The organism is Spirosoma endophyticum (assembly GCF_900112365.1).
GTDB lineage: Bacteria > Bacteroidota > Bacteroidia > Cytophagales > Spirosomataceae > Spirosoma > Spirosoma endophyticum.
On sequence record NZ_FOLQ01000003.1, the window covers coordinates 630,936 to 653,652 of the forward strand.

The following is a 22,717-nucleotide window of genomic DNA, read 5'->3' on the forward strand; positions in this document are numbered from 1 at the left end:
TCAATGACTATCTCAAGCTTGGTAACTACTGCTTGCTAATTCGCTTCACGCCGACACGCTGTGCTTTGTCATCCTCGACAACGACAATGAACGTACCGCCGGGTAAATCAGCTACGTCCATTATGGTCGAATAGTTTTTGCCGTCCCTCGTCAAGGTAGCAGTACGAATTGTGAGGCCGCGCAGGTCGGTTAGCCGGAGGGTGGGTGGTTGTGTCAGCAATGAGGTGGCCATTATGGAAACCGTTACCTGCTTCGTGACTGGATTCGGATAAACGCTCAACGTTGCCTCACCCGGGTCTGGCTCAACGGCTAGAATCGTCAGTACTACATCATTAGAAATAACCTCGCCACAGCCATTGACGCTTCCTTTTACGGAATATCGTCCCGATTGCGTAACGCTATATGTGGTTCCGGTTGCGCCCGGAATAGCGACGCCGTTGAGTAGCCACTGGATATTTGTTGTCGCGCTTGTCGTGAGCGTAAAGCTATTGATAGATATAGCGGGTGTTTGAGCGGTTCGTACGGTTACGGCAACTGCAGACGACCGAACGGGCAGGCAGGTGTTGGCTACCTGCACGACATAACTACCCGCCGATGCGACCAGCAGTGTACTGTTTGTCGCGCCTGTAATAGCCTGTCCATTGTTATACCACTGATAGGAAAGGCCTGTCCCGGTATTGGCCTGAAGCGTTATACTCGCTCCCTGACAGACGCTTACGGACCCACTAGGCGTGATGCTGGCTGTTGCGGCAGCCCCGGTTGTCGGTGTAACGGCGGTCCGTTGCGGACTGGGGCAATCGAGCGAGCGAACTTTGATGTTGTATAAGTAGTACCAGGCGTTTGTCAACGTATCGGTTGTGGTGGCCGAACTGGCATAGAGTGATCCTTTAATTTTTACAATGGGTGTACCCGCCTGATCGGTAAGCTGATAGGGGAAGCCGCCAACTGCCGTATTGCTTCGAAAAATAGAGGCTCCATTGGCATAATCAATCGTGATTTTGTAGTCACCAGCGGCTGGGATACGTAGGTTCAGTGGGTAAATCGCACCCTGATCATTAGGATCGTCGGCCAATTGACCGCTGCTGTTGGTGGCGGTCAGACTTTGGTTACGGGTGGGCGTAACGTCCAGCGTTACACTCGAGATAGTGGTATTATCATATCTCTGTACCGTGAATGTCAACTGCCCGGCTGTGGCAATGTATAAACGCGCGCTTTCAATAGTCAGCGGTACGGTTGTTGAAATAAGCGGTGCCGGACCGAAGTTTCCAGCGTAGGAACCTCCCCCAAACGCCTGTTTGCTGGTTGGCCCAATTATACCTGAAAACTCGTTTAGTGTGGCATAAAACTGTCCCGTTGCAGGCAGGGTTTTAACCGCGACCTGGTTTCCAGCTGCCAGCAAACTGCCCCCCGTAGGCGAATCGAACCAGAAGGCCGTGCCACCTCCGCTGTTACGTAGTGAAATGAGCGTATCGCTGCCACAGCGGGTCGCCGTAAACAAACCATTGGCAGGTGCTGCGGCCGTAATACGATTTTCTGTAACGGTATTGTTTGCGGCATCCTGGTCGTTACTGAGGTTGGTCGTGATCGTAAACCGATACGTTTGATTAGGGGCCAGTGTTGTAGTGGTACTCAGCGTTAGTTGGGCGTCGTGGAAAGCCGTCAGCGTTGGAACTGTACCGGTTAAGGTGGCTACTTCTGCATTGGCCGCGTCCGTAATTTTTACGCTTACAGGTACGTTGGTCTGGTCGGCGCTACCGTAATTGTGTACGCGTATCGCTACGTCCACCTGGGTATTAGTTTGGCCGCAGAAACCCGTTGCGGGTGAGATAAGCGCCGTGGCGCCTACATCGGTAGTCGTCTGAATTACACGCAACAGATAGTCCTGTGTTTCGCCGTTTCCATAGGAACCGCAGGGATTCACCGAATTGGGGTCACTCGTTTCGGTAGCGACAATCCGCAACCGGACCAATTGCCCGATCGTCACGCTTTGTGGAATGGTGACGTTAGCTGTGAACACACCAGGTCCGTTCAGTACGCCCGACGTAGCGACATTATCACCGGTTTCGGTAAAGTTGCCATCGGCGTTCCAGTCAGCGAAAGCCTTCACCACTACGTTGTTTGACGTGCCGCAGGTGCCCGTCGTGACCGACAGGGGAATCGTCTGGCTGGCCTGAATCGTGGCTATTGTTTTCTGTGTGAAGTCGTTATACGTTGTGCATCCGCTAGCGCCAGTCTGATTGATCGCTCCGAAAGCAACTCCATTGATTTTACTGTTAGCCGATGACGTAGGGGCCGATGCGCAGTAGGCAACTCCGCCAACACCACTCACGATAAGGGCATAGTCCTGCTTGCCACTATTAAGTGTCGCTTTATTCGTAATGGCCAGCGTATAGGTTTTACCCGGCACCGCATTGTCGATACGTACCTGCTCGATGTTGTCCCGAATATTATCCGCTCTTGTGGCGGCTGCACTGGGATTGTTGGGGTCAAGTGTCCAGGGTAAGCTCGTGGCTGTGCCATCGTTAACCCGCAGGTCCAGATCATTGACCAGCTTCGGCGTTCGATCATTAAGCGTATTGGTTGGCGCACTGGCCGGATCGGTCCAGCAAATCGTTGCGACAAGTGTGCCACGACCCGATGCCACGACCTGAATCGTATCGCGTTGTCCCTGAGTAAGCGTTCGTTCGCTTAATAAATGACTTTTATCGACATTGCCAATTACCCGGGCGGCCTGCTCCGTATTGAGTAAACCCCAGCCAAATATGTAGTCGGGACCGGGATTGGCTCCGGCTTCGCTGGCGGTGTGCAGCACTAACCCCCGCAACGTGGACGAGCGCATGAACTTACCCGCATTGAGCTGGTTATAATATTCCTGAAGGAGTAATACCGAGCCTGATACGTTTGGCGACGACATCGACGTACCGCTGAGAGTGACATAGGCGCTATCGCTGCTGGAGTTGGCCGATAGCACACTGACGCCAATGCCAACAATGTCGGGTTTGATCCGGCCATCGTCGGCAGGCCCCCAGCTACTAAAATCGGCAATCACTACGTCGCTGGGCTGGTTATAGCCATACGGAAGCGCATTGGCGGCCCCTACCGAAAGCATGTTCTTCGCGGCACCATAGGTAGAAATCTGGTCGTATCCGGTCTGGAAATCACGGGGCACCGTGCTGGTTCGGTTATTGTGGTTAATCAACACATACGGTTGTCCAGCCGTGTAACCGTTGGCTGCATGATCATTCCCCGCCGATTTTACCATTAGGTAATAAGGAGCATTGGTAGCGATCTGATCCCAGGCTTGCGAGCGGGAATCATATTGTCCAAACTTGTAATCGTACACCCGACTGATGGTTGTATCACCATACCATTCCCATTTTACCGTACCTGCCCGGTCAGGATTGTACTGATAGCCAGCCTGTGTGCCGTAAGAGTGATTGGAAACAAGCAGGTTAGGCGAAGCCGTTGTCATTTCTGATATGTCGCTACTAAAATCCCAGGCCTGTAATTTGGCCCCAAACGCCATCCCCCGCGCTAATGCGTTAACACCAGTTCCAATCATGGTGGTTGCTACGTGCGTTGGGTGTTCCTCATCATCGGCAGTGGCGCTGGCGTTGTCTTTCTGCGTAACACGACCGGTTAATTCGACGTGGGTCGTGCGTACCGCTCCACCATCCCAGATACCCAGCTTGGTCTGTACCGATGCGCTGCTACCTGACAGATTCAGCCCAAGGCTACCGCCTGAATAAAGTGAAGAGGTGCGAGTTATGTTGGCCACCTGCGTATTACCAACATTCGTAGCATTATAGAGCAGATTTCCTAGCGCATCTACACCCGCCAACTCGACAATCCGACCATCGCTTCGGACTTCCCGAAGCGGACGCCCCAGTTTTTTGGCCAGTGAAACCGCTACGCTATAATTGGCGTCGTAAACTTTTTGAATGGTTTGCTGAAGCTGGATGATTTGCTGGCGTTGCGAAGCTGAATAAGGTAATGATTGCGCTGTCAACGTAGTGGCATTGAAACCAATGAAACCAGTTGTTAGCGCCAGGAAAAGCCGGAACCATAAACGTTGTAACATGCTGTAAAAAGAATCGGATAGAACCCTGATTGAAAGGTATATACTCAGTACGTAAAAAGAACGATTCATGTTGCGTTCCAGAATTGGGGCTGTTCTGGATTAATGGGCTTTTAATGGTAACTTATTAAACCTTTCGCTTGTAAAGCAGTCATACCGATTCAGTTAAGCCTTTGCATATGGATACGTTCACGACACGATCGCGCGATATTGTTCGGTTACGGTACCTATTCGCCCGCGCGGGTTTTGGCGCAACACCCGCCGAACTGGATGAGGCTTCTGGCAAGTCACTACGTAAAATAGTGCGTCGGTTGTTCACCGACAGCGAATCGGTAGTGGAACTGCACGTAGTGAGTCCGGACGAAAACGAGTCGAAGCAGGAATTAAAAGGCATGATGCGCGATGGGCAACTCGATAAAGATATGCTCAAAGAGCGCATTCGCCTGAATACCGAAAAAGTACGCGATCTCAACCTGCAATGGCTCGACCAGATGGCATCAGGCAAGGGCGCTTTGCGCGAGAAAATGGCCTTGTTCTGGCATGGGCATTTTGCCTGCCGGACGATGGGGCGCAATCCACTACTTATGCAACAGTATGCCAATACGCTCCGGCAACACGCGCTGGGCCGTTTTGGCAATTTACTCATGGCCGTCTCGAAAGAACCCGCCATGCTGCAATTCCTGAACAATCAGCAAAACCGGAAGAATGCGCCCAACGAAAATTTCGCTCGTGAAGTGATGGAATTGTTCACGTTGGGACGTGGTAACTATTCGGAACACGATATTAAAGAAGCGGCCCGCGCCTTCACAGGCTGGCAATTCACGCCCGAAGGTCAGTTTATCTTTCGGGAGCGCATTCATGACGACGGTGAGAAAACTATTTTCGGGAAAACGGGCCCCTTCAAAGGCGAAGACGTCATAGCAATGCTACTCGAAAACAAGCAGACCGCCCGATTTATTACCGCAAAAATTTATAATTACTTTGTTGCAGATGGCCCGGTTAGTAAACCAGACGACAAAAAACGGGTTGACGAACTGGCCGAACAATTTTACAAAAGCGGCTATGACATAACGGATCTGATGGAGACGATCTTTATGGCCGACTGGTTCTACGACGCTAAAAATCAAGGGGCGCACATTAAATCGCCGGTGGAGTTGCTGGCTGGTCTGCGCCACACGCTCGGCGTTCGTTTCGATCAACCGCAACCGCAGATTTTTGTGCAGCGAACGCTGGGTCAATTGCTCTTCTACCCACCGAACGTAGCGGGTTGGCCCGGCGGTAAAAACTGGATCGATTCATCGAGTCTGCTCTTTCGGATGCAGTTGCCAAACTACGTGCTGAAAGCCGCCGATGTCATGGTACAGCCCAAAGAAGATGGCGATGTGAACACGCAGGCGCTAGCCCGAAAAGGCGGGGCAAAATTCAGAACAACAGTTGATTGGGCCGATTTTGAAGCGGCCTTCAGCAAAACACCTGACGAAGAATTGACTAAGACCATTGCCGCTACGTTGCTACCGTTTCCACTACGTCCCGACCAGCTTCCGTTACTTGAAAAACAAACCAATCCGGCTCAGACTCGTTCTGAGCGCATTCGTGCCCTAACGGCCGCGCTGATGAGCCTGCCGGAATATCAACTAACTTAATGGTGAAAGAGCGAAAGAGTGAATGAGCAAAAAAACTGGCGCTATCAATTCACACTTTCGCTCTTTCACACTTTCGCTCTTTAATCATGAACCGCAGAAACTTCCTCAAACAATCGGCTTTCACGACGGCGGGCACTATGCTGATTCCGCATTTTCTGAAAGCCTACGAAATGCAGGCGCTGGGCCAGCCGTCAATAGCCTCAACTGGTAAAGTGCTGGTTGTTGTTCAACTGTCGGGTGGTAACGACGGCCTGAATACGGTGGTGCCCTATCGAAATGATATTTATTACCAGGAACGCCCGACCATTGCCATTCGACCCGAAAAAGTGTTAACGCTAAACGACGAAATTGGCCTGCATCCGGCTATGACGCCCTTGAAAGCCCTGTATGATGAAGGATTATTAACCGTCATTAACAACGTTGGTTATCCAAATCCCGATCGGTCGCACTTTCGGTCGATGGACATCTGGCAAACCGCCAGCGATTCAGATAAATACCTGCGCACGGGCTGGGTTGGGCGTTACCTGGATGCCGCCTGCTCTGGTAAGGAACAGCAGCCTTTTCGCACCGTCGAAGTCGATGATACGTTGAGTCTGGCTATGAAAGGCAGTAATTCGAATGGGTTGGCCGTTTTAGATCCGAAAAAACTCTATAATCAAACCCGGGGTAATCTGGTCACGGGTTTAAGTCACTCACATAACCAGACGAGTGAAGAACCCGAATCTGTAGCCTATCTGTATAAAACACTAGCCGAAACGGTGTCATCGGCGGCCTACGTGTATGATAAATCAAAAGTATATTCCAACACCGCTACGTATCCGAATCACGAACTGGGCAATCGTCTCAAAACCGTAGCGCAACTGATTCAGTCAGGGGTTACTACGAGCATTTACTACGTATCGATAAGCGGTTTTGATACGCATATCAATCAGCCGGGGCAGCAGGAACGTTTACTGGGTCAATATGCCGAAGCGGTCGGCGCTTTCATGACCGATTTGAAAGCTACCGGTCGTCAGAATGACGTCATGCTAATGACATTCTCTGAATTTGGTCGACGGGTGAAGCAAAACGCCAGCAACGGTACCGATCACGGCACAGCCAACAACGTGTTTTTGATTGGGGGCGGACTGCCATCAGGACGTGTATTGAACGAAGCCCCGAATCTGACGAAATTGACCGATGGCGACCTGACGTATTCGGTGGATTTTAGACAGATTTATGCTACACTTCTCCACGATTACCTGGGCGCCGACGACGTAGCCATTCTGGGTCGAAAATTCGATGGACTGAAGATCGTGTGAGAATAGGAGGAGAAAGGAGAGATGAATAGGTTAACTTTCATTCATTTCTGATTGAAGAGAAATTTTTCGGCGATATAACCCCGAAATCTCCTCTATTCTCCGTTATTTCGCAGATAAAGTTAGTTCATAAACATCTGAATGGTAGGTATTATCATGGGTAGTCTCTCCGATCGTAAGGTCATGCAGGAGGCCGCCACTATTCTGACCGAGTTGGGCGTCTCGTGGGAAATGGACATTGTTTCTGCCCATCGCACACCCGAAAAAATGGTCGACTATGCTAAAACAGCCCGCGCTCGTGGGCTGCGGGTCATTATCGCCGGAGCGGGTGGAGCGGCTCACCTGCCGGGTATGGTGGCGTCAATGACAATCTTGCCCGTCATTGGTGTTCCGGTCAAATCAAGTAATTCGATTGATGGCTGGGATTCGGTCCTGTCAATTCTGCAAATGCCCGGTGGTGTACCCGTAGCAACAATGGCCCTCGATGGGGCGCGTAATGCCGGTATTCTGGCCGCGCAGATTGTTGGCACCTTCGACGACGAAGTGGCTCGCAAGCTTACGGATTTTAAAGAAAGCTTAAAGGAAAAAGTGGCTGATATGAGCCGAGAGTTGCTAAATAATGGATAGTGTGCTTCTATAAAGCAGTTCCTTCCCAGAAGCCCACATATCTACCCTTATTTATACAATCCTAATTACACATTATTGACAATGGACGATACCAACCAGCCATCTAATCCTCGCCGAGCCGGAAATTCCAGTTTGCCAGCCATCACGCTCATTGCGTTGGTCGGACTGATTGCCGCCCTCCTTTATATTGGGTACGGCTACGTTACTGACGATACAGATGGCTCTGACGAACTAACAAACGTAGCACTCGATACGGCGTCGCAGCAACCACTGGCACAAAATGATCCTGAAATGTTGATGGCTCCACAGGAGGCTGACACGTCTTCGCAACCAGCGCCGGTCGATCTGTCGCAGGCAACACCGCCCGTCGATGCGCCTGAAGCCAATGCGAAAGCGGAAGAAGTCGCAGAAGACAATCGGGAAACGACTGATGGCAAGCCTGTTCCCGTCGAAAAGCCGGTGGCTGTTAAGCCGGTCGAGAAGAAAGTAGACAAGCCGAAAGAAGAAAAGAAAGCTGAAAAGCCAAAGACAGAAGAAAAACCAAAGGCAGAAGTTGCTGTCACGAAGGTGAAAGTGAAGCCCGGCGGTGTGGCAAGTACCTATACCGTTGGGAAAGGGGAAACCTTCTATAGCGTAGCGAATCGGTATAACATGAAAATTGCTACGTTAAAAGCCCTTAATCCCGACGTATCGGAAACCAATGTTAAAGCCGGCGTTACGAAGCTGAGGGTGAAAGCAATGACCGTTCATACGGTTGGACCGGGCGATGTACTACGTGTCGTGGCTCAGAAATATGGTGTCAGCAAGGAAGCCATCATGCGCGCCAACAAGAAAGATAAAGATATCGCCGTTCGGGGCGAAAAATTGATTATCCCGTATCCGGATAAACAGTAAAAATAGTCATAAGTCATTAGTCGCCAGTAACTGACGTTGGTGACCATTGACTTACGACTTACGACTATTTTTTCTCATACACCAGTCCGACCGTAAACCGTAGGTCATTGTTCTGGCGGCCCGGGACGACCAGGCTTTCGTAGGCATTCGCTATGGTTGACCGTAAACTGACAACCTGTGTTAGTTTTATCTGAACGCTCACACTTGCATTCCACCGAACATTATATTTCCCCAATGCGGGTTGATAGAAGGCCGTGTGAGTTATGGTAAATCGATCCTTGTCGAAGGTGTATTCGCCATAGAGCCGGGCTGAGTTTCGAAAAATATTGATATCATCCAGCTCGACGAAATCGGTGTATTCCTGCATGAGAACGTCAGTAATGGAAATATACACGCGCTTGCGATTTACGAGTTTATAGCCAGCCCCAGCTGCGGCCGTCCAGCGATGCGTGATCTGCCGCAAGTTGCTACGTTCATACGACCCGAAGGCCAGGTAGTATAATCGCTTTTCGTATCGATACGTTGTCCGCAAATCCCCAAACCACTCCCGTTCGGCCAGAACGCCACTTTGTCTCCCGTACACAAACGAAGGGGTGCTCGATAGTTTAAAATAGTTGCTTAACTGATAGTCGACGGCGCTGGTTAACTGGATAAGTGTGCGGTTCACATTCCCACTCGTAACCGTACCGTCGGCGGTGAAGCGATACCGAAAGATGCGTGTTACTGGCTTTGGAAGTTTGACTGAATCGACTTTCTGTTGGCCAGAGGTTATCCTGGCTGAATCTTTTTTACTGATTATAGTAGAGTCTGATAAAGAGGGCCGTAGTGGGTCGGATTGCTCAACAATTTGAGCGCATGCATGATAACGAATAAAGAGAAAACCGAAGAGGAGTAAGAATAACGGGATGTTTTTCACAGAATACCGTATTGTTGAAAGCGCAACTTAGAAAAAAAAGATACATTTGACGACTGACCAGCCGGTCAATTTATCCAATAGCCCTTACTTTCTAACCATCAATAACCATGACTCGCTGGGGAATTTTAGGACCGGGCCGCATTGCCCATAAATTCGTGCAGGACCTGCTTACACTGCCCGATGCGCAACTTTACGCCGTGGCATCTACTAGCCAGCAACGGGCCGATGAATTTGCCCAGGAGTACAACATTCCTCATGCATTCGGCGCCTACGAAGACCTGATTAACCTACCCGATCTGGACGTAGTGTATGTGGCAACGCCCCACGTAAAGCACCATGAAAACGTAATGATGTTGCTTAATGGAAATGTTGCCGTACTGGGCGAAAAGCCATTTGCTATGAACGGCGAGCAGGTTCGGGAAATGGTCGAAACGGCCCGGACGAAGGGCATATTTCTGATGGAAGCCCTCTGGAGCCGATTCATGCCCGGCATTGTACACGCATTGGAGTTGGTTCAGTCAGGAGCGATTGGGAAGGTCGTTTCAGTAAAGGCTGATTTTGGTTTTAAAGCCCCCTTTTCGCCCGAAAATCGACTTTTCAACAAAGATCTTGGCGGTGGTGCCTTACTCGATATTGGCATTTATCCGCTGTTTTTATCATACCTTATTCTGGGTAAACCCGTCACAATTAAAGCATCAGCTACGTTCGGAACAACGGGTGTTGACGAACAAAATGGTATCGTAATGACGTATGCTGATGGACAACTGGCTTTGCTGGATAGTACGTTGCTGGCCAAAACCGACTGTGTTGGCTTGATTCAGGGCGAAACTGGACAAATTAAGATTCATAGTCGCTTTCACGAAACGGAAGGGCTCACGCTTTTTCAGGAAGGCAAAGAGCCGACAATTATTGCGTTTGAACGTGCTACGCATGGTTACGATTACGAAGCTAGGCACGTTATGCAGTGCCTGGCCGAAGGCCGGACGGAAAGCCCACAGTGGTCGCTTGATGACAGCCTGAATTTGATGGAACTACTAGACACTATTCGTGCCGAAGCTGGAATTATCTATTGAGGGAAAAACAAGTATTTAATAGCGTTGTTTGTCTTAAAGCCTTCGTTAACAGCCATACTCGGCGTAGTATGAAAGGGAATAGGTCATGGTCCGGCGCTTCGTGGTTCCTGATTGGCTTTCTGGCCATATTGGAAGGGTGTATCGGTTTGCTTGATCCAAATGATCATAATAAAGGAATTATTAGCGCCGTATACCCTCAAACGGTCATCCCTTCTGACAAATGGAGTTGCTATGAACCGGCTCTTATCTTCAATCCAAAAATCGGGCAAGCCAATATTGTAATTGATAATGACAGCAGTTTTCATGGTTATTTCGACTACAAAAACTACTACGATTCAACTCGATTTTCCGGGAATTTTCCCTGTATAAATTACCAGCTTGAACCTATTGACTTTTCAAAATACACCTTGCTCGGTAACTATGCTGCTGGTGGCTGCAACGTAGCGTTCACCAGGATCGTTGAGCCAGATGATCGCGCAAAAAAATATATCTATACGGTAGACGTTCGAGAAGCTGGGGCTTGTAAAAAACTAGAATACAGCATGAACTGGATACTTGTCCCCAAGTTGCCAGTAGGCTATACCGTAGAGTTTCTGGTAAAGTAGGCATACGTTTACGTAACTTTGCGATATGACTGACCGCTATGCCCAGCGCGGAGTTTCCGCCAGTAAAGAAGACGTTCACAACGCTATTGCCCAACTTGATAAGGGGCTTTTCCCCAAAGCATTCTGCAAAATTGTCCCCGATACGCTGGCGGCTGATCCAGATTTTTGTACCATTATGCACGCCGACGGAGCTGGTACTAAATCGTCTCTGGCTTATCTCTACTGGCGCGAAACGGGCGATCTGAGCGTTTGGAAAGGTATTGCGCAGGATGCTGTCGTCATGAATACCGACGATTTAATTTGCGTTGGCGCTACAGGGCCCATGCTTTTGTCGTCGACAATCGGACGTAACAAAAACCTGATCCCGGGTGATGTGATTGCCGAAATAATAAAGGGTACGGAGGAGGTTTTGCAGATGCTCCGTGATTATGGTGTTGAGATTTATAGCACTGGGGGCGAAACTGCCGATGTGGGCGATCTGGTCCGGACGATCATTGTGGACAGTACCGTTATTGCCCGAATGCGACGCGATCAGGTGATTAGCAACGACCGGATTCAACCGGGTGATGTTATCGTTGGTCTGGCATCGTTCGGTCAGGCGACCTACGAAACGACCTACAATGGTGGCATGGGCAGCAACGGTCTGACGTCGGCCCGTCACGATGTACTAGCGCATTACCTGGCTGGAAAATACCCTGAAAGTTTTGATCCCGCTGTCGATAAATCCCTTATTTATAGTGGCAGCAAACAGTTAACAGATACGTTGCCAAACGTTCCGGATGGTACAACAGTTGGCCAACTCATTCTGTCGCCAACGCGGACCTATGCACCCGTAGCGAAAGTGCTGTTGGATGAACTTCGCCCGCAGATTCACGGCATGGTGCATTGCTCAGGTGGAGCCCAAACGAAGGTGCTTCATTTTGTTGATAACCTGCACATTATCAAAGACAACCTCTTCCCGATTCCACCTTTATTCCGGCTTATCCAGGCCGAAAGTGGTACAAGCTGGCAGGAAATGTATAAGGTCTTCAATATGGGCCATCGGCTGGAGGTCTACTTATCCGAAACGTACGCACAGCAAGTTATCGACGTAGCGAACTCATTCGGGATTGAGGCCCAGATTATTGGACGGGTTGAAGCCTATGACGGCAAGCAGGTGACAATCCAGAGCGAAGTAGGTAATTTTATTTATTGAGTTACTTAATGACTTTGTTTATAGATCGCTGTCGAAAGGATGTACCATCCTAACGAAGCCCTCTTATGAAAAAAGTCTATACTGCTCTTTTCCTGTTTTGCTTGCTTGTAGCTGCTGATGCCATAGGTCAGACGACTTATTTTGAGCAGGACTTTTCGACGGGTAGTGTTCCCGCTGATTATATTAGTGCTACGCCGGATAATACGAAGTTTAATGGTATTGGATCAGGGGCCACACTGCTTGTAAATGTTGTGGGGCAGGCATTGGAATTTGATCGTCAGGCTGACAATACGACGCGGGGATATGTAGTTCGGACGACAGATTTTTCGCCCGCGCCCAGTTCGTTGTATGTTCAGTTTCGATTCCAGGTGCTCTCAACATCTAAGCCCGGCGCTAACGCCGTGAAGTTTTATGTAGGCTCTGGCTTCAACGTTCCAACCCCACCAACCAACGCATCCGTTTATGCACGCTTTGCATTGGATATACAGGATAATACTAGTTTTCAGGCTAACGCGTTGCCCAATGGTGGAAGTGCTCCTAATAATCCACAAACATTTAGCGGCTGGCAAACCATTACGTTTATCCTGAACAAAGCAGGTAGTACACTACGTTACCTGACCCCATTAGGGGATTTGGAGCAGCAGCCTGTCGATACGTATGATTTATGGGTGGGTACCACAAAGGTTTTTGATAACCAGCCCGTGTTGACCCCAAGTCAGTCTGTCACTGATTTTAAATTGGGTTTCGACGACGGAATTTCTAAAATTCAGGTTGATGATTTTCTGATTCGCGACATCAATGGTATCCTCCCTGTTACGTTACTTGACTTCACGGCAAAACCCGAGGGTGACCGCGTTCAACTGGCCTGGACAACTGCTATGGAACGTAATACCGACCGCTTCGTCGTTGAGCGTAGTCGCGATTTAGGCGAGTATGTACCGGTTGGTGAACTAGCCGCCAAAGGCAATACCGATGAACGACAATACTACGGTCTGACTGACCTTAACCCGCAGCCGGGCGTGAATTACTATCGATTAATGCAGGTTGACAACGACGGTTCTCGCCATGCGTTCAAACCAATATCGGCCATTATTCAGGTTAATGAGCCCGTAGTGGCAGTGTATCCCAATCCATCGACGGCTGTTCGTATTCATTTACGCTTATGGAACGCCGGTGACGCTGTGATTCAATTGCGAACAACTACCGGACAGACGATTAGTGGACGGCTGGAACGCCAGGCAGGTGAGGCTGATTTCGTAGTCGATCAGCCATTGTCATGCGGACTTTATTGGCTGGATGTGCAGACCAACGGACAGAAAAAGGTTATTAAAGTACTTGTGCCCTAATGTAAACCGGTGAATCTGTGTCATCCCGACCGGTGCGGCAGTCAATTTTCTGGATAAGGTAGTTGTACTAATTGCGGTGTAGAAAAAAGCGTAGTTTAGGCTGATTCATAAAAAAAGCCCCACTGGTAACCAGTGGGGCTGAAGGTGCATAACGGTTTTAAAACGCTGATATAGCCTATTTATTGTACACGTTGAAACAGATCGCACTTTATTTAGCTCTTTATTAATTGGTGGTTTTGATTTGTTGCCCGCTTTAAAAAGTAATTGACTTTATGCCAACGTTGCGGATGACAGAGTTGAGTCTTTTAAAATGGCCGAAAGAACAACAGCCGGCAGGTAAGCGGTAGGGTGTATATCCATTCAGTGTCGATTTACAGGATAAGCTTTATCTATGTCTCTTAAAAGGGCTCACACATTAATCTTTCAGTTACGTTTGTTATCTAATCAACAAATGTTTAAAAATTCCCCAATGAAAATAGTCATGAGTTGGTTTTTAGCCGGTTTACTTGTTTCGTTGCTGACTCAACCAGTCGTTTTGGCACAATCAGCAACAGGCTATACTCTTGGTGACGCTGTAGCGGATTTCCGTGTGAAAAACGTGGATGGACGTAGCATCTCGCTCGCAGATTACAAGGCACAGAAAGGCTTGATTGTAGTTTTTACCAGCAATCATTGCCCTTTCGCAAAGGCCTACGAAGATCGTTTGATTGCATTGGATCGAAAATTCGCTCCGCAAGGCTTTCCTGTGTTGGCCATAATGCCTAATGATCCAGCTCTCTACGAAGAAGACTCCTTCGAGAATGTGAAAGCCCGTGCTCGTGATAAAGGTTATTCATACGCTTATACCATCGATGAAACACAGGCGACGGCTCATGCATTTGGCGCTACCCGTACACCGCAGGTTTATGTGCTCAAGCAAACGGGCGGACAGTTTATCCTCGAATATTTCGGTACGATCGATGATAGCCCGCAGGATGGCGCAAATGTGCAGCGTAAATACGTAGATGAAGCAGTTAGTAGTTTGTTGCTTGGTCGACCGGTTCAGTCGCCTATCACCAAGCCCATCGGTTGCGCGATTAAGTGGAAAGGTTAAGGTGATAGGCAACAGATAGATTGTATCTTCTTGCATTCTGGCATAGCATTTGCGAAGTGATTGATGAAAATCAAACTACACGTAGATCATTATGAAAAAGTCTCACTTAGTGTTAAACCAAGTCAAACACGTTGCCGGTACAGTAATGCTAGTCGCATCATTGGCATTACTGCAAGCCTGTGGATCAGATAACAAAAATGAGTCACGCACGGAAGATGCTCTCGAAAAAACGGGTGATGCCATTTCTGCTGACACGAAAGATGCTACCGAAAACGCAAAGGAAGACATAAACGAAGCTGGCGATAAAGTGGACAATAAAGCTGATGAAGTATCGGCTGACTTTAAACGTGAGCGTGATGAGGCTGTGGCGAAAATGAACGTTCAGAAGGACAAACTGGATGCTAAAATTGCTGAGTTAAAGGCTAAAGCTGATAATCAAAGCGATAAAGCAAAAGCCGAAACGGAGCGTCAGAAAGCAAAACTTGAAGTAGAACGAAAAGAATTAGGAGAGGATATTGATAACGCTAAAAATGCGACTGCCGATGCCTGGAAAGATGTAAAATCAGGTTTCAAACAAGCTGGTCGTGAGATAGGCGATGCTTTCGATAAAGCAGGCGACAAACTAAAGCGGGACAATAACTAATTCCTGCGTTCAACTTTTTGAACTATCTAACGAAGTGTCGACTTTTCGCGGAAAGTCGACACTTTTTTTGTTGAACGAATGTAGAGTATTTTCCTCACTTTTGAGGACAGATGTGCGATTACCACTTGTATTCCAGCGGGGAAAAGTGTTATTTTGCGGGCTAAAATTTCTGTTAAAAGCGAAATGTCTGTCATTAATAAGATCAGAGAACGTTCGGGACTGGCTGTTGGTATTATTGCCGTCAGCCTGATTCTGTTCATTGTGGGTGGGGATTTGCTCGGCGGTCGTAGTTTGCTGTTCGGCGGAAATCAGCAGGAAGTCGGAGAGATTGCTGGCCAATCCATTGACTATCAAGAGTTCAATGCTAAAGTGGACGAACTTCGTGCACAATTTGAACAACAATCTGGTCGCGCACCCGCCGATCAGGATTTAGCCCAAATCCGCGAACAAGCCTGGAATCAGATGCTGTTCGAGATAGCTTATCAGAAAGAGTTCGATAAACTCGGACTTAAGGTTTCTCAGGAAGAACTGGTTGATATGGTGCAGGGCAACAATATTAGCCCGGCTGTTCGTCAGGCCTTTACAGACCCGCAAACGGGGGTGTTCAATAAAAGCTCAATTATCGATTACCTGAAAAAGCTGAAGAATCAGCCTATTCAGCAGCAGCAGGCCTGGGCAAGTTTCGAGAAAAATCTGAGTTCGCAACGGCTGCGTGACAAATACGAAGGATTGATACGTCTGTCGTCATTCGCAACAACTGCCGAAGCACAGAAGGAATATCAGGCGCAGAATTCGAAAGCGGATGTGAAATTTCTATTCATTCCCTATTATACCATTAACGATACGACCGTTAAGGTCACGGATTCTCAATTGCAGGATTATCTGAGCAAACATAAAGATGAGTATCCTGGAACGGATAGCCGTTCGATTCAATACGTAACGTTCTCGGTTGCCCCTTCGAAAGAAGACAGTGCGTCATTGTATAACCAGATTAAATCGCTGGCTCGTGGGTTAGGCGGTGCTCAGAACGATTCTGTTTTTGCGCGGCAAAATAGCGATGTTCCCGTTCCCTTATACATGACAGCGGGCGAAATGCCGGAACAACTTCGGGCGTCTATTCCAACGTTCTCGCCAGGTGGTATATACGGGCCTTTTCGTGAAGGCAATACCTACTTCATTTACAAGTATGGCGGGACCAAGAAAGATACCAATTTTACGGCTCGGGCCAGCCATATCCTGATTCAGACGAAGGGCTTAGCCGACTCTGCGAAAGTTGCAGCACGTAACCGGGCGGAAAGCATTTTGAAACAGATTCAGGGTGGTGCCAGCTTTGAAGCGCTGGCTCAGACAAACAGCCAGGATGGCTCTGCTCAGGTTGGTGGTGACCTCGGTTATTTCAAAAATAATGGTCAAATGGTCAAACCGTTTGAATCGGCAGTATTTGGGGCGACTTCGGCCGGGTTGATTCCTCGGCTGGTTGAAACCGAATTTGGCTACCATATTATTAAAGTTACGCAGCCTAAAACGAACGTTCTTTACCGGATAGCGGCTATTGGGAAATCGATTACGCCTAGCCAGACCACTCGTGACGAAGCGCTACGTAAAGCTGATCAGTTTGCATCGGAAGTGCAGACGAAAGAAACGTTTGATGCGAAAGTAAAAGAAGATAAATCGCTGGTCGTTGCTACGGCTGATCGTATTATGGAAGGTGCTCAACAGATCAATGCACTGACAGGCTCTGAAGTACGACAAGTTATTCGTTGGGCCTTCAACGACAAAACGGAGCTTAATTCTGTATCGGAGCCATTCGAAATTGGTGATCAGTACGTTATTGCTGTACTAACGAATAAGACCGATAAAGACAACGTATCGGTAAATGATTACCGGACTGAGCTAACGGCTAAAGTTCGTAATGAACTGAAAGGTCAGCAGATTCTTGCCAAACTTGGTAATCCTAGCGGGACGCTCGAAAGCATTGCTCAGAAATATGGTGCTGGTGCCCTGGTAGAATCGGCTGAAGGCATTAATCTGGCAACTGGTTTTCTACGTAGCGCAGGTGTTGATCCAATTGCTTTAGGAAAAGCATTTGGCCTGAAACCCGGTAAACGTAGTAAGCCTTTTGTGGGCGAAGGTGGCGTTTTAATGATGGAAACGACAAACTTGACGCCAGCGCCTGCCATTGCTGATTATGCACTTTACAAAACGCAATTGCAGCAAAACAACACCTCACGGATTAGTCTGTATATCAACGAAGCGATTAAGGAAGCCGCCAAGGTTGAAGATCGCCGGGCGAAGTTTTATTAGACTTTACGCCTGATATATAAAATGCCCTCTTCTGGATTCCAGGAGAGGGCATTTTATTTAGTGTGATTAGCTATCCGCGCTACATTATTTGTTTCTTCAAATAAGTCAGCATCTTAGCCAGTGCCCGAGAGCGGTGGCTCATGGCATTTTTCTCTTCCAGGCTCATCTCTGCGAAGGTATGGTCGTAGCCATCAGGTTGAAAAATCGGATCATAACCAAATCCACCGGTGCCTCGTGGGTCCGCCAGAATATGGCCTTCTATAATGCCTTCAAACTGGTGTTCAACGCCGTGTAAGACCAGCGTAAAGACCGTAATAAACCGAGCCTTTCTATTGCTGTTCCCTTCTAATTTTCTAAGTAGCTTCTGAATATTTTTTCCCGCATCACGGCTACCAGAATAAAATGCCGAATCGACACCCGGCTCCCCATTCAACGCATTTACTTCCAGGCCAGAGTCATCAGCAAAACATGACACACCGAAATGCGTCCAGACGTAATCGGCTTTCTGACGGGAATTACCCGCAATCGTGCCCGAGGTTTCTGGCAGTTCGTCTGTGCAGCCAATATCACTGAGCGTTTTAAGAATGAAGGCATTACCAAGTCCGGTAGAGACTTCGTCTAATTTGTGTTGGTTGTTCGTAGCAAAGCAGAGTTCCATAATCAACAAAAGAAGCCGTTTACAGCTATAACTGCAAACGGCTTCTGAAAGAAACCAAAAACTACTATTATTAACGACCAGGTTGCGGCATTCCAGGTTGGCCTTGTCCTGGTTGTCCTTTCTGAATGTCAATCAGGTCAATGTCAAACAACAGTACCGAATTCGGGGCAATACCCTGATTTCCACGCGCGCCATAGGCTAATGTTGAAGGAATAATAAGCATAGCTTTTTCGCCTTTGTGCATTTTGCTGATGCCTTCTTCCCAACCCGGAATCACCATACCAACACCAATTTGGAATTGAGCTGGTTTCCCCTGTGCTTGTGGATTTGTGTGCGAATTGTCGAATTCTTTACCGTTTAACAGCTTTCCAACGTAGTGAACCTGCACTACATCACCTGGTTTAGGCGATGGGCCAGTGCTGGGTTGCGTCACTACGTAATAAACGCCGGATGGTGTCTTTTGCACTTTACCCGTCAGGCCATTCTTTGCTACGTAATCATCAATGATTTTAGCATCAATACCTTTCTGTTTCTCCGCATCGGCCGCCTGCGTTTTTTTGTACTCTTCTTCCGACTGTACATTCAAAATTTTCACCGCGATACCAATGTCGGTGCCCTTCTGAACCCCTGGTGGCAGGGGTTGCATCGCCTTGGTAAACAATGAGTCAGCACTAACATAGAACGTAGCGCTATCGCCTTTACCAAGCATTGTCAGCCCTTCTTCATAGGAACCTTTGAAAGGCGGAACCTGCAAAAGCATCTGAAAAGGAGCCCCTTCTTTGTGCGTATCGCGTAGAATGGAATCTTTGTTATTCATCAACGTGAGATGAAGCGTTAAAATATCGCCAACCTTTCCTTTGCGGGTTCCTTCCGCTTGCTCGTGAATTGTGTACTTCAGGCCGTTGTCCGTTACCTGTTGGCGGTTTTTACCGCAGGCCGCTACTACAGCGACGATCAGGGCGGCTTTCCCGAAATTTTTAAGAGACATGAGAATTTACTTGGTTTATGCTTAAAGTGAGTTTACGGTATATGACTTATGGGTTGCGGTACTAGTACGTGAACTGCATCGGTTTACTACCGTAAACTATAAACCGAATACCGCAAATTTTTCTAGACAGTTTCCAACAACTGCTGTTGGTAAAGTGGTAACACAGCTAGAAGTTTCTTTTCCGTTTCAGCCAGGGATAATTTAGACCGTCCACCAGCCGCGTTTCGATGGCCTCCTCCGTCAAAGTGTTCGCTGGACAGATTACGTACCGAAAAATCACTTATAGAACGAAACGAGAGCCTTATTTCGTCGTTACGTTCTATAAGAATGGCCGCCATGACAACGCCTTCGACCGCCAGTGCATAATTGACCAAACCTTCTGTATCACCAGTTTTTGATCGATAGCGTTTTAGTTCGGCGTCGGTTAGGGTGATGTAAGCAAACTTATACTGAGGCAGTACTTTCAATTTTTCATTTAATACGTAGCCCAGCAACCGAAATTTGTCGAGTGTTACGTTATCGAAAATGCGCCGGTGAATCGTACTGACATCTATGTTCAGGTCTACCAGCTCAGCAGCCATCCGGTGGACGTTACCGGTGGTGTTCGAATGGCGGAACGAACCTGTATCAGTCATTAAACCTGAGTACAGGCACTCTGCAATAGGAATATTAATCAGGGCTTTATCCCCTAATTCGACAATGAGTCGAAAAATCAGTTCGGCCGTTGCTGAAGCGGTAGGGTCCCATAAAGCTAGGTCAGCGAATGACTCCGGTTCAAGATGGTGATCAATCAGTATTTTAAGCGCCGACGACTGCCGCACTAGGGGTGCCAGTTCACGAATACGTTCGAGGCTCGAAAAATCGAGACAGAAAATAACACCAGCTGTTTCTATTAACTGGCTTATCGATACGCGCGCTTTTTCTTCAAAAGCAATGACCTGATCATTGCCCGACATCCAGTGAAGATTTAAGGAATAATCAGTAGGTGTAACGACAGTTACCTGATGCCCTTTTTGGCGAAGATAGCCCGCCAGTCCCAGCGATGAACCCATAGCATCTGCGTCGGGATTTTGGTGGGTCGTGATTAGCACGGTTTGCGCGGGGCCGTTGATAACCGCGCCAATCGCTTCAATTTCTTGCATAAACAAATGGCCAAAGCCAAATCAAAAGCCAAAAGTACGAATAATTCAAATACCAGCGGGCTTGTTACGTATCATGACATTTCAGGCGAAACTACCTACCTTTGCGCCCGCAACGTAAGACGCAACTAAAATATCGAAATAATTAGTAGAATGGCAACGAACCGCACGTTCACAATGATTAAGCCCGATGCCGTAGAGGCCGGGTATACAGGCGCAATTATTAAGCAGATTGAAGAAGCGGGTTTCCGCATTGTGGCAATCAAAAAAACGCAGTTAACGGGCGAACGAGCCGGACAATTCTATGCAGTTCACCGTGAACGTCCATTTTACAACGATCTACGGGCTTACATGTCGTCGGGGTCGATTGTGCCAATGATCCTGGAAAAAGAGAATGCTGTAGCTGATTTTCGCAAACTTATTGGCGCCACAAACCCAGCTCAGGCTGAAGAAGGTACTATTCGTAAATTATATGCCAAGTCGCTCGAAGCCAATGCCATTCATGGTTCGGATTCAGACGAAAACGCTGAAATCGAAGGTAGTTTCTTTTTTGCCACCACGGAGCAGTATTAAAATAATTGCTGGTCGGCAGTCAATAGTAGATTCATGGATCTATATTACGAATGACTATTGACTGACAACCAGCAACTTTTCGTAATATTTACAGAACTCTCTAAGCGCGCATATTTCGCATTTGGGAGATCGGGCTAGGCATACGTAGCGGCCATGTAAAATGAGCCAATGATGAGCTTTAGGAACGTATTGTTTTGGAATGTGCGCCATCAGGGCTTTTTCGACAGCTAGCGGGGTAGTAGCCGTCAACGGAGCCAGTCCAATTCGGTGGGAAACGCGAAATACGTGTGTATCGACCGCCATTGTTGGCTCATTGTACACCACCGACAGAATCACATGCGCCGTTTTACGCCCGACGCCTGGTAGCGTCTGCAACTCATCGACTGTCGCCGGAATTTCTCCTCCGAATTTGCTTAGCAGTATATTAGCCATTCCTACCAAGTGTTTCGCCTTATTATTAGGATAAGAAACACTACGTATGTAGCTAAATACTTCGTCTACAGAAGCAGCAGCCAATGATTCTGGTTCAGGAAATCGAGCAAACAGCGCGGGCGAAATCTGATTGATCCGTTTATCGGTACACTGCGCCGACAAAATCACCGCAACCAGCAATTCAAAGGGATTACCGAAGTTCAGTTCCGTTTTAGGGTCGGGGTAGTGCTGAGTAAAATACTCAATAAACCGCCGGAACCGTTCTCTTTTTTGCATAGCATTTTCATAGGGTGGGTATAAACTTGCGTAGCCAAAAGCTATGCGAGGTTGTACCCACCCTAGAATAACAAACCCATCTATCCGCTACGTCTGGCGTAAGCGGGCAGGTGGGTTTGCCGGATGGTGTTTTGAATAATTCAGAATGGTCTGAACCGTGTTTTTACGTGGCTGGCGTTCTATCTTATTCATCAAAGCTCTCAATTCCAGCGCTTCGAGGAAGAACGTCATCAGATCCGGCTCCGACATCAGGGCATCTTCAATGAGCAGATTATCCTCGGGCGAGGTCTCCTCATAGACATACCGGATCACATCATCTTGGGTAAATGTTTTTATCATAACTCGGCGAACGTTTGCTCAGTTGTTTGCGCAAATTAATTAGCGCATAACGCATACGTCCCAATGCCGTGTTAATGCTGACGCCGGTTGCATCGGCAATCTCTTGGAAACTCATTTCCTCGTAGTGCCGCATGATAAGCACCTGACGCTGTTGTTCCGGCAATCGCTGAATCAATTCGCGCAAATGCTCGTGTGTTTCCTGTCGAATCTGGAGTGATTCAACCGAATCCTCCGCAAACTCAAGCGTATTGAAAACACTGCTTCCGTCTTCAAACACCACACTGGGGTAGCGTTTATCCTTTCGGAAATAGTCAATGGCCAAGTTGTGAGCAATTCGAATAATCCAGGGTAGAAATTTTCCCTCCTCGTTATATTTACCCGACTTGAGCGTATCCACGGCCTTTATGAACGTGTCTTGCATCAAATCTTCTGCTACGTACTGATCCTTTACAATCAGGTAAATAGTCGTGTAAATTTTCGATTTGTGCCGTTGCACTAATTTTGCAAAGGCTTTTTCATTACCACGGATGTACAGGGAAATCAACTCACTGTCGTTTACCTGGGCTTTTTCCATTTTCAGTAAGACAATTAGGTAAC

General features: G+C 48.0%; 20 protein-coding genes. 12 read left to right on the top strand and 8 right to left on the bottom strand.

What is annotated here, in order from left to right; all coding sequences use genetic code 11:
* Nucleotides 1-25 precede the first annotated feature (25 nt).
* On the bottom strand, nucleotides 26-4,081 hold the full coding sequence (locus tag BM202_RS11670) for a S8 family serine peptidase (RefSeq protein ID WP_093826094.1): 4,056 nt from the start codon (nucleotides 4,079-4,081) through the stop codon (nucleotides 26-28).
* Between the two features lie 176 nt (nucleotides 4,082-4,257).
* On the opposite strand from BM202_RS11670, the gene BM202_RS11675 reads away from it, so the two are divergent.
* The 4 genes from BM202_RS11675 (at nucleotide 4,258) to BM202_RS11690 (ending at nucleotide 8,540) form a co-directional block, all read left to right on the top strand.
* Entirely contained in the window at nucleotides 4,258-5,721 is a 1,464-nt protein-coding gene (locus BM202_RS11675; protein ID WP_093826095.1) for a DUF1800 domain-containing protein, read from the top strand.
* Between the two features lie 86 nt (nucleotides 5,722-5,807).
* A complete protein-coding gene (locus tag BM202_RS11680; RefSeq protein ID WP_093826097.1) occupies nucleotides 5,808-7,022 on the top strand; it encodes a DUF1501 domain-containing protein in 1,215 nt (404 codons plus the stop codon).
* Between the two features lie 138 nt (nucleotides 7,023-7,160).
* The gene (gene purE, locus BM202_RS11685) at nucleotides 7,161-7,646 is read left to right on the top strand and encodes a 5-(carboxyamino)imidazole ribonucleotide mutase (protein WP_093826099.1); all 486 of its coding nucleotides are present in this window, start codon (nucleotides 7,161-7,163) and stop codon (nucleotides 7,644-7,646) included.
* Between the two features lie 81 nt (nucleotides 7,647-7,727).
* Nucleotides 7,728-8,540, top strand: coding sequence for a LysM peptidoglycan-binding domain-containing protein (locus tag BM202_RS11690; protein WP_093826101.1), 813 nt, complete (start codon nucleotides 7,728-7,730; stop codon nucleotides 8,538-8,540).
* 64 nt (nucleotides 8,541-8,604) lie between these two features.
* On the opposite strand, the gene BM202_RS11695 is transcribed toward BM202_RS11690, so the two are convergent.
* A complete protein-coding gene (locus tag BM202_RS11695) occupies nucleotides 8,605-9,456 on the bottom strand; it encodes a DUF481 domain-containing protein (protein ID WP_093826104.1) in 852 nt (283 codons plus the stop codon).
* Nucleotides 9,457-9,563: 107 nt separating this feature from the next.
* On the opposite strand from BM202_RS11695, the gene BM202_RS11700 reads away from it, so the two are divergent.
* From BM202_RS11700 to BM202_RS11730, 7 genes are all read left to right on the top strand, one after another.
* Nucleotides 9,564-10,529: a Gfo/Idh/MocA family protein gene (locus BM202_RS11700; protein WP_093826106.1), complete on the top strand. Its 966-nt coding sequence runs from the start codon at nucleotides 9,564-9,566 to the stop codon at nucleotides 10,527-10,529.
* A gap of 68 nt (nucleotides 10,530-10,597) precedes the next feature.
* Nucleotides 10,598-11,134 carry a hypothetical protein gene (locus BM202_RS11705; RefSeq protein WP_093826109.1) on the top strand — a complete coding sequence of 179 codons (537 nt, stop codon included), beginning with the start codon at nucleotides 10,598-10,600 and terminating at the stop codon, nucleotides 11,132-11,134.
* Between the two features lie 25 nt (nucleotides 11,135-11,159).
* On the top strand, nucleotides 11,160-12,329 hold the full coding sequence (locus BM202_RS11710; RefSeq protein WP_093826110.1) for an AIR synthase related protein: 1,170 nt from the start codon (nucleotides 11,160-11,162) through the stop codon (nucleotides 12,327-12,329).
* 65 nt (nucleotides 12,330-12,394) lie between these two features.
* Nucleotides 12,395-13,675 (top strand): T9SS type A sorting domain-containing protein, encoded by a 1,281-nt coding sequence (locus tag BM202_RS11715; RefSeq protein ID WP_093826114.1) that lies wholly within the window; start codon nucleotides 12,395-12,397, stop codon nucleotides 13,673-13,675.
* Between the two features lie 481 nt (nucleotides 13,676-14,156).
* A complete protein-coding gene (locus BM202_RS11720) occupies nucleotides 14,157-14,768 on the top strand; it encodes a thioredoxin family protein (protein ID WP_245776630.1) in 612 nt (203 codons plus the stop codon).
* Between the two features lie 91 nt (nucleotides 14,769-14,859).
* Nucleotides 14,860-15,411: a sll1863 family stress response protein gene (locus BM202_RS11725; RefSeq protein ID WP_093826117.1), complete on the top strand. Its 552-nt coding sequence runs from the start codon at nucleotides 14,860-14,862 to the stop codon at nucleotides 15,409-15,411.
* A 183-nt stretch (nucleotides 15,412-15,594) separates the two neighbouring features.
* Entirely contained in the window at nucleotides 15,595-17,715 is a 2,121-nt protein-coding gene (locus BM202_RS11730) for a peptidylprolyl isomerase (RefSeq protein WP_093826118.1), read from the top strand.
* 79 nt (nucleotides 17,716-17,794) lie between these two features.
* On the opposite strand, the gene rdgB is transcribed toward BM202_RS11730, so the two are convergent.
* The 3 genes from rdgB to BM202_RS11745 all read right to left on the bottom strand — a co-directional run bounded on the left by rdgB (nucleotide 17,795) and on the right by BM202_RS11745 (nucleotide 20,503).
* Nucleotides 17,795-18,373: an RdgB/HAM1 family non-canonical purine NTP pyrophosphatase gene (gene rdgB, locus BM202_RS11735; RefSeq protein ID WP_093826120.1), complete on the bottom strand. Its 579-nt coding sequence runs from the start codon at nucleotides 18,371-18,373 to the stop codon at nucleotides 17,795-17,797.
* A gap of 70 nt (nucleotides 18,374-18,443) precedes the next feature.
* Nucleotides 18,444-19,361: an FKBP-type peptidyl-prolyl cis-trans isomerase gene (locus tag BM202_RS11740; protein WP_093826122.1), complete on the bottom strand. Its 918-nt coding sequence runs from the start codon at nucleotides 19,359-19,361 to the stop codon at nucleotides 18,444-18,446.
* A gap of 122 nt (nucleotides 19,362-19,483) precedes the next feature.
* A complete protein-coding gene (locus BM202_RS11745) occupies nucleotides 19,484-20,503 on the bottom strand; it encodes a DHH family phosphoesterase (RefSeq protein WP_093826124.1) in 1,020 nt (339 codons plus the stop codon).
* A 150-nt stretch (nucleotides 20,504-20,653) separates the two neighbouring features.
* Here BM202_RS11745 and BM202_RS11750 point away from each other — a divergent pair, with 150 nt between their 5' ends.
* Complete coding sequence (locus BM202_RS11750; RefSeq protein ID WP_093826126.1) at nucleotides 20,654-21,073, top strand: nucleoside-diphosphate kinase; 420 nt, start codon at nucleotides 20,654-20,656, stop codon at nucleotides 21,071-21,073.
* Nucleotides 21,074-21,127: 54 nt separating this feature from the next.
* Here BM202_RS11750 and nth read toward each other — a convergent pair whose 3' ends face one another.
* The 3 genes from nth to BM202_RS11765 all read right to left on the bottom strand — a co-directional run bounded on the left by nth (nucleotide 21,128) and on the right by BM202_RS11765 (nucleotide 22,694).
* Nucleotides 21,128-21,781: an endonuclease III gene (gene nth, locus BM202_RS11755; RefSeq protein WP_093826127.1), complete on the bottom strand. Its 654-nt coding sequence runs from the start codon at nucleotides 21,779-21,781 to the stop codon at nucleotides 21,128-21,130.
* Nucleotides 21,782-21,868: 87 nt separating this feature from the next.
* The gene (locus tag BM202_RS11760) at nucleotides 21,869-22,120 is read right to left on the bottom strand and encodes a hypothetical protein (RefSeq protein WP_093826129.1); all 252 of its coding nucleotides are present in this window, start codon (nucleotides 22,118-22,120) and stop codon (nucleotides 21,869-21,871) included.
* A complete protein-coding gene (locus BM202_RS11765; protein WP_093826131.1) occupies nucleotides 22,095-22,694 on the bottom strand; it encodes an RNA polymerase sigma factor in 600 nt (199 codons plus the stop codon). The genes BM202_RS11760 and BM202_RS11765 overlap by 26 nt, the downstream gene beginning before the upstream one ends.
* Nucleotides 22,695-22,717 lie beyond the last annotated feature (23 nt).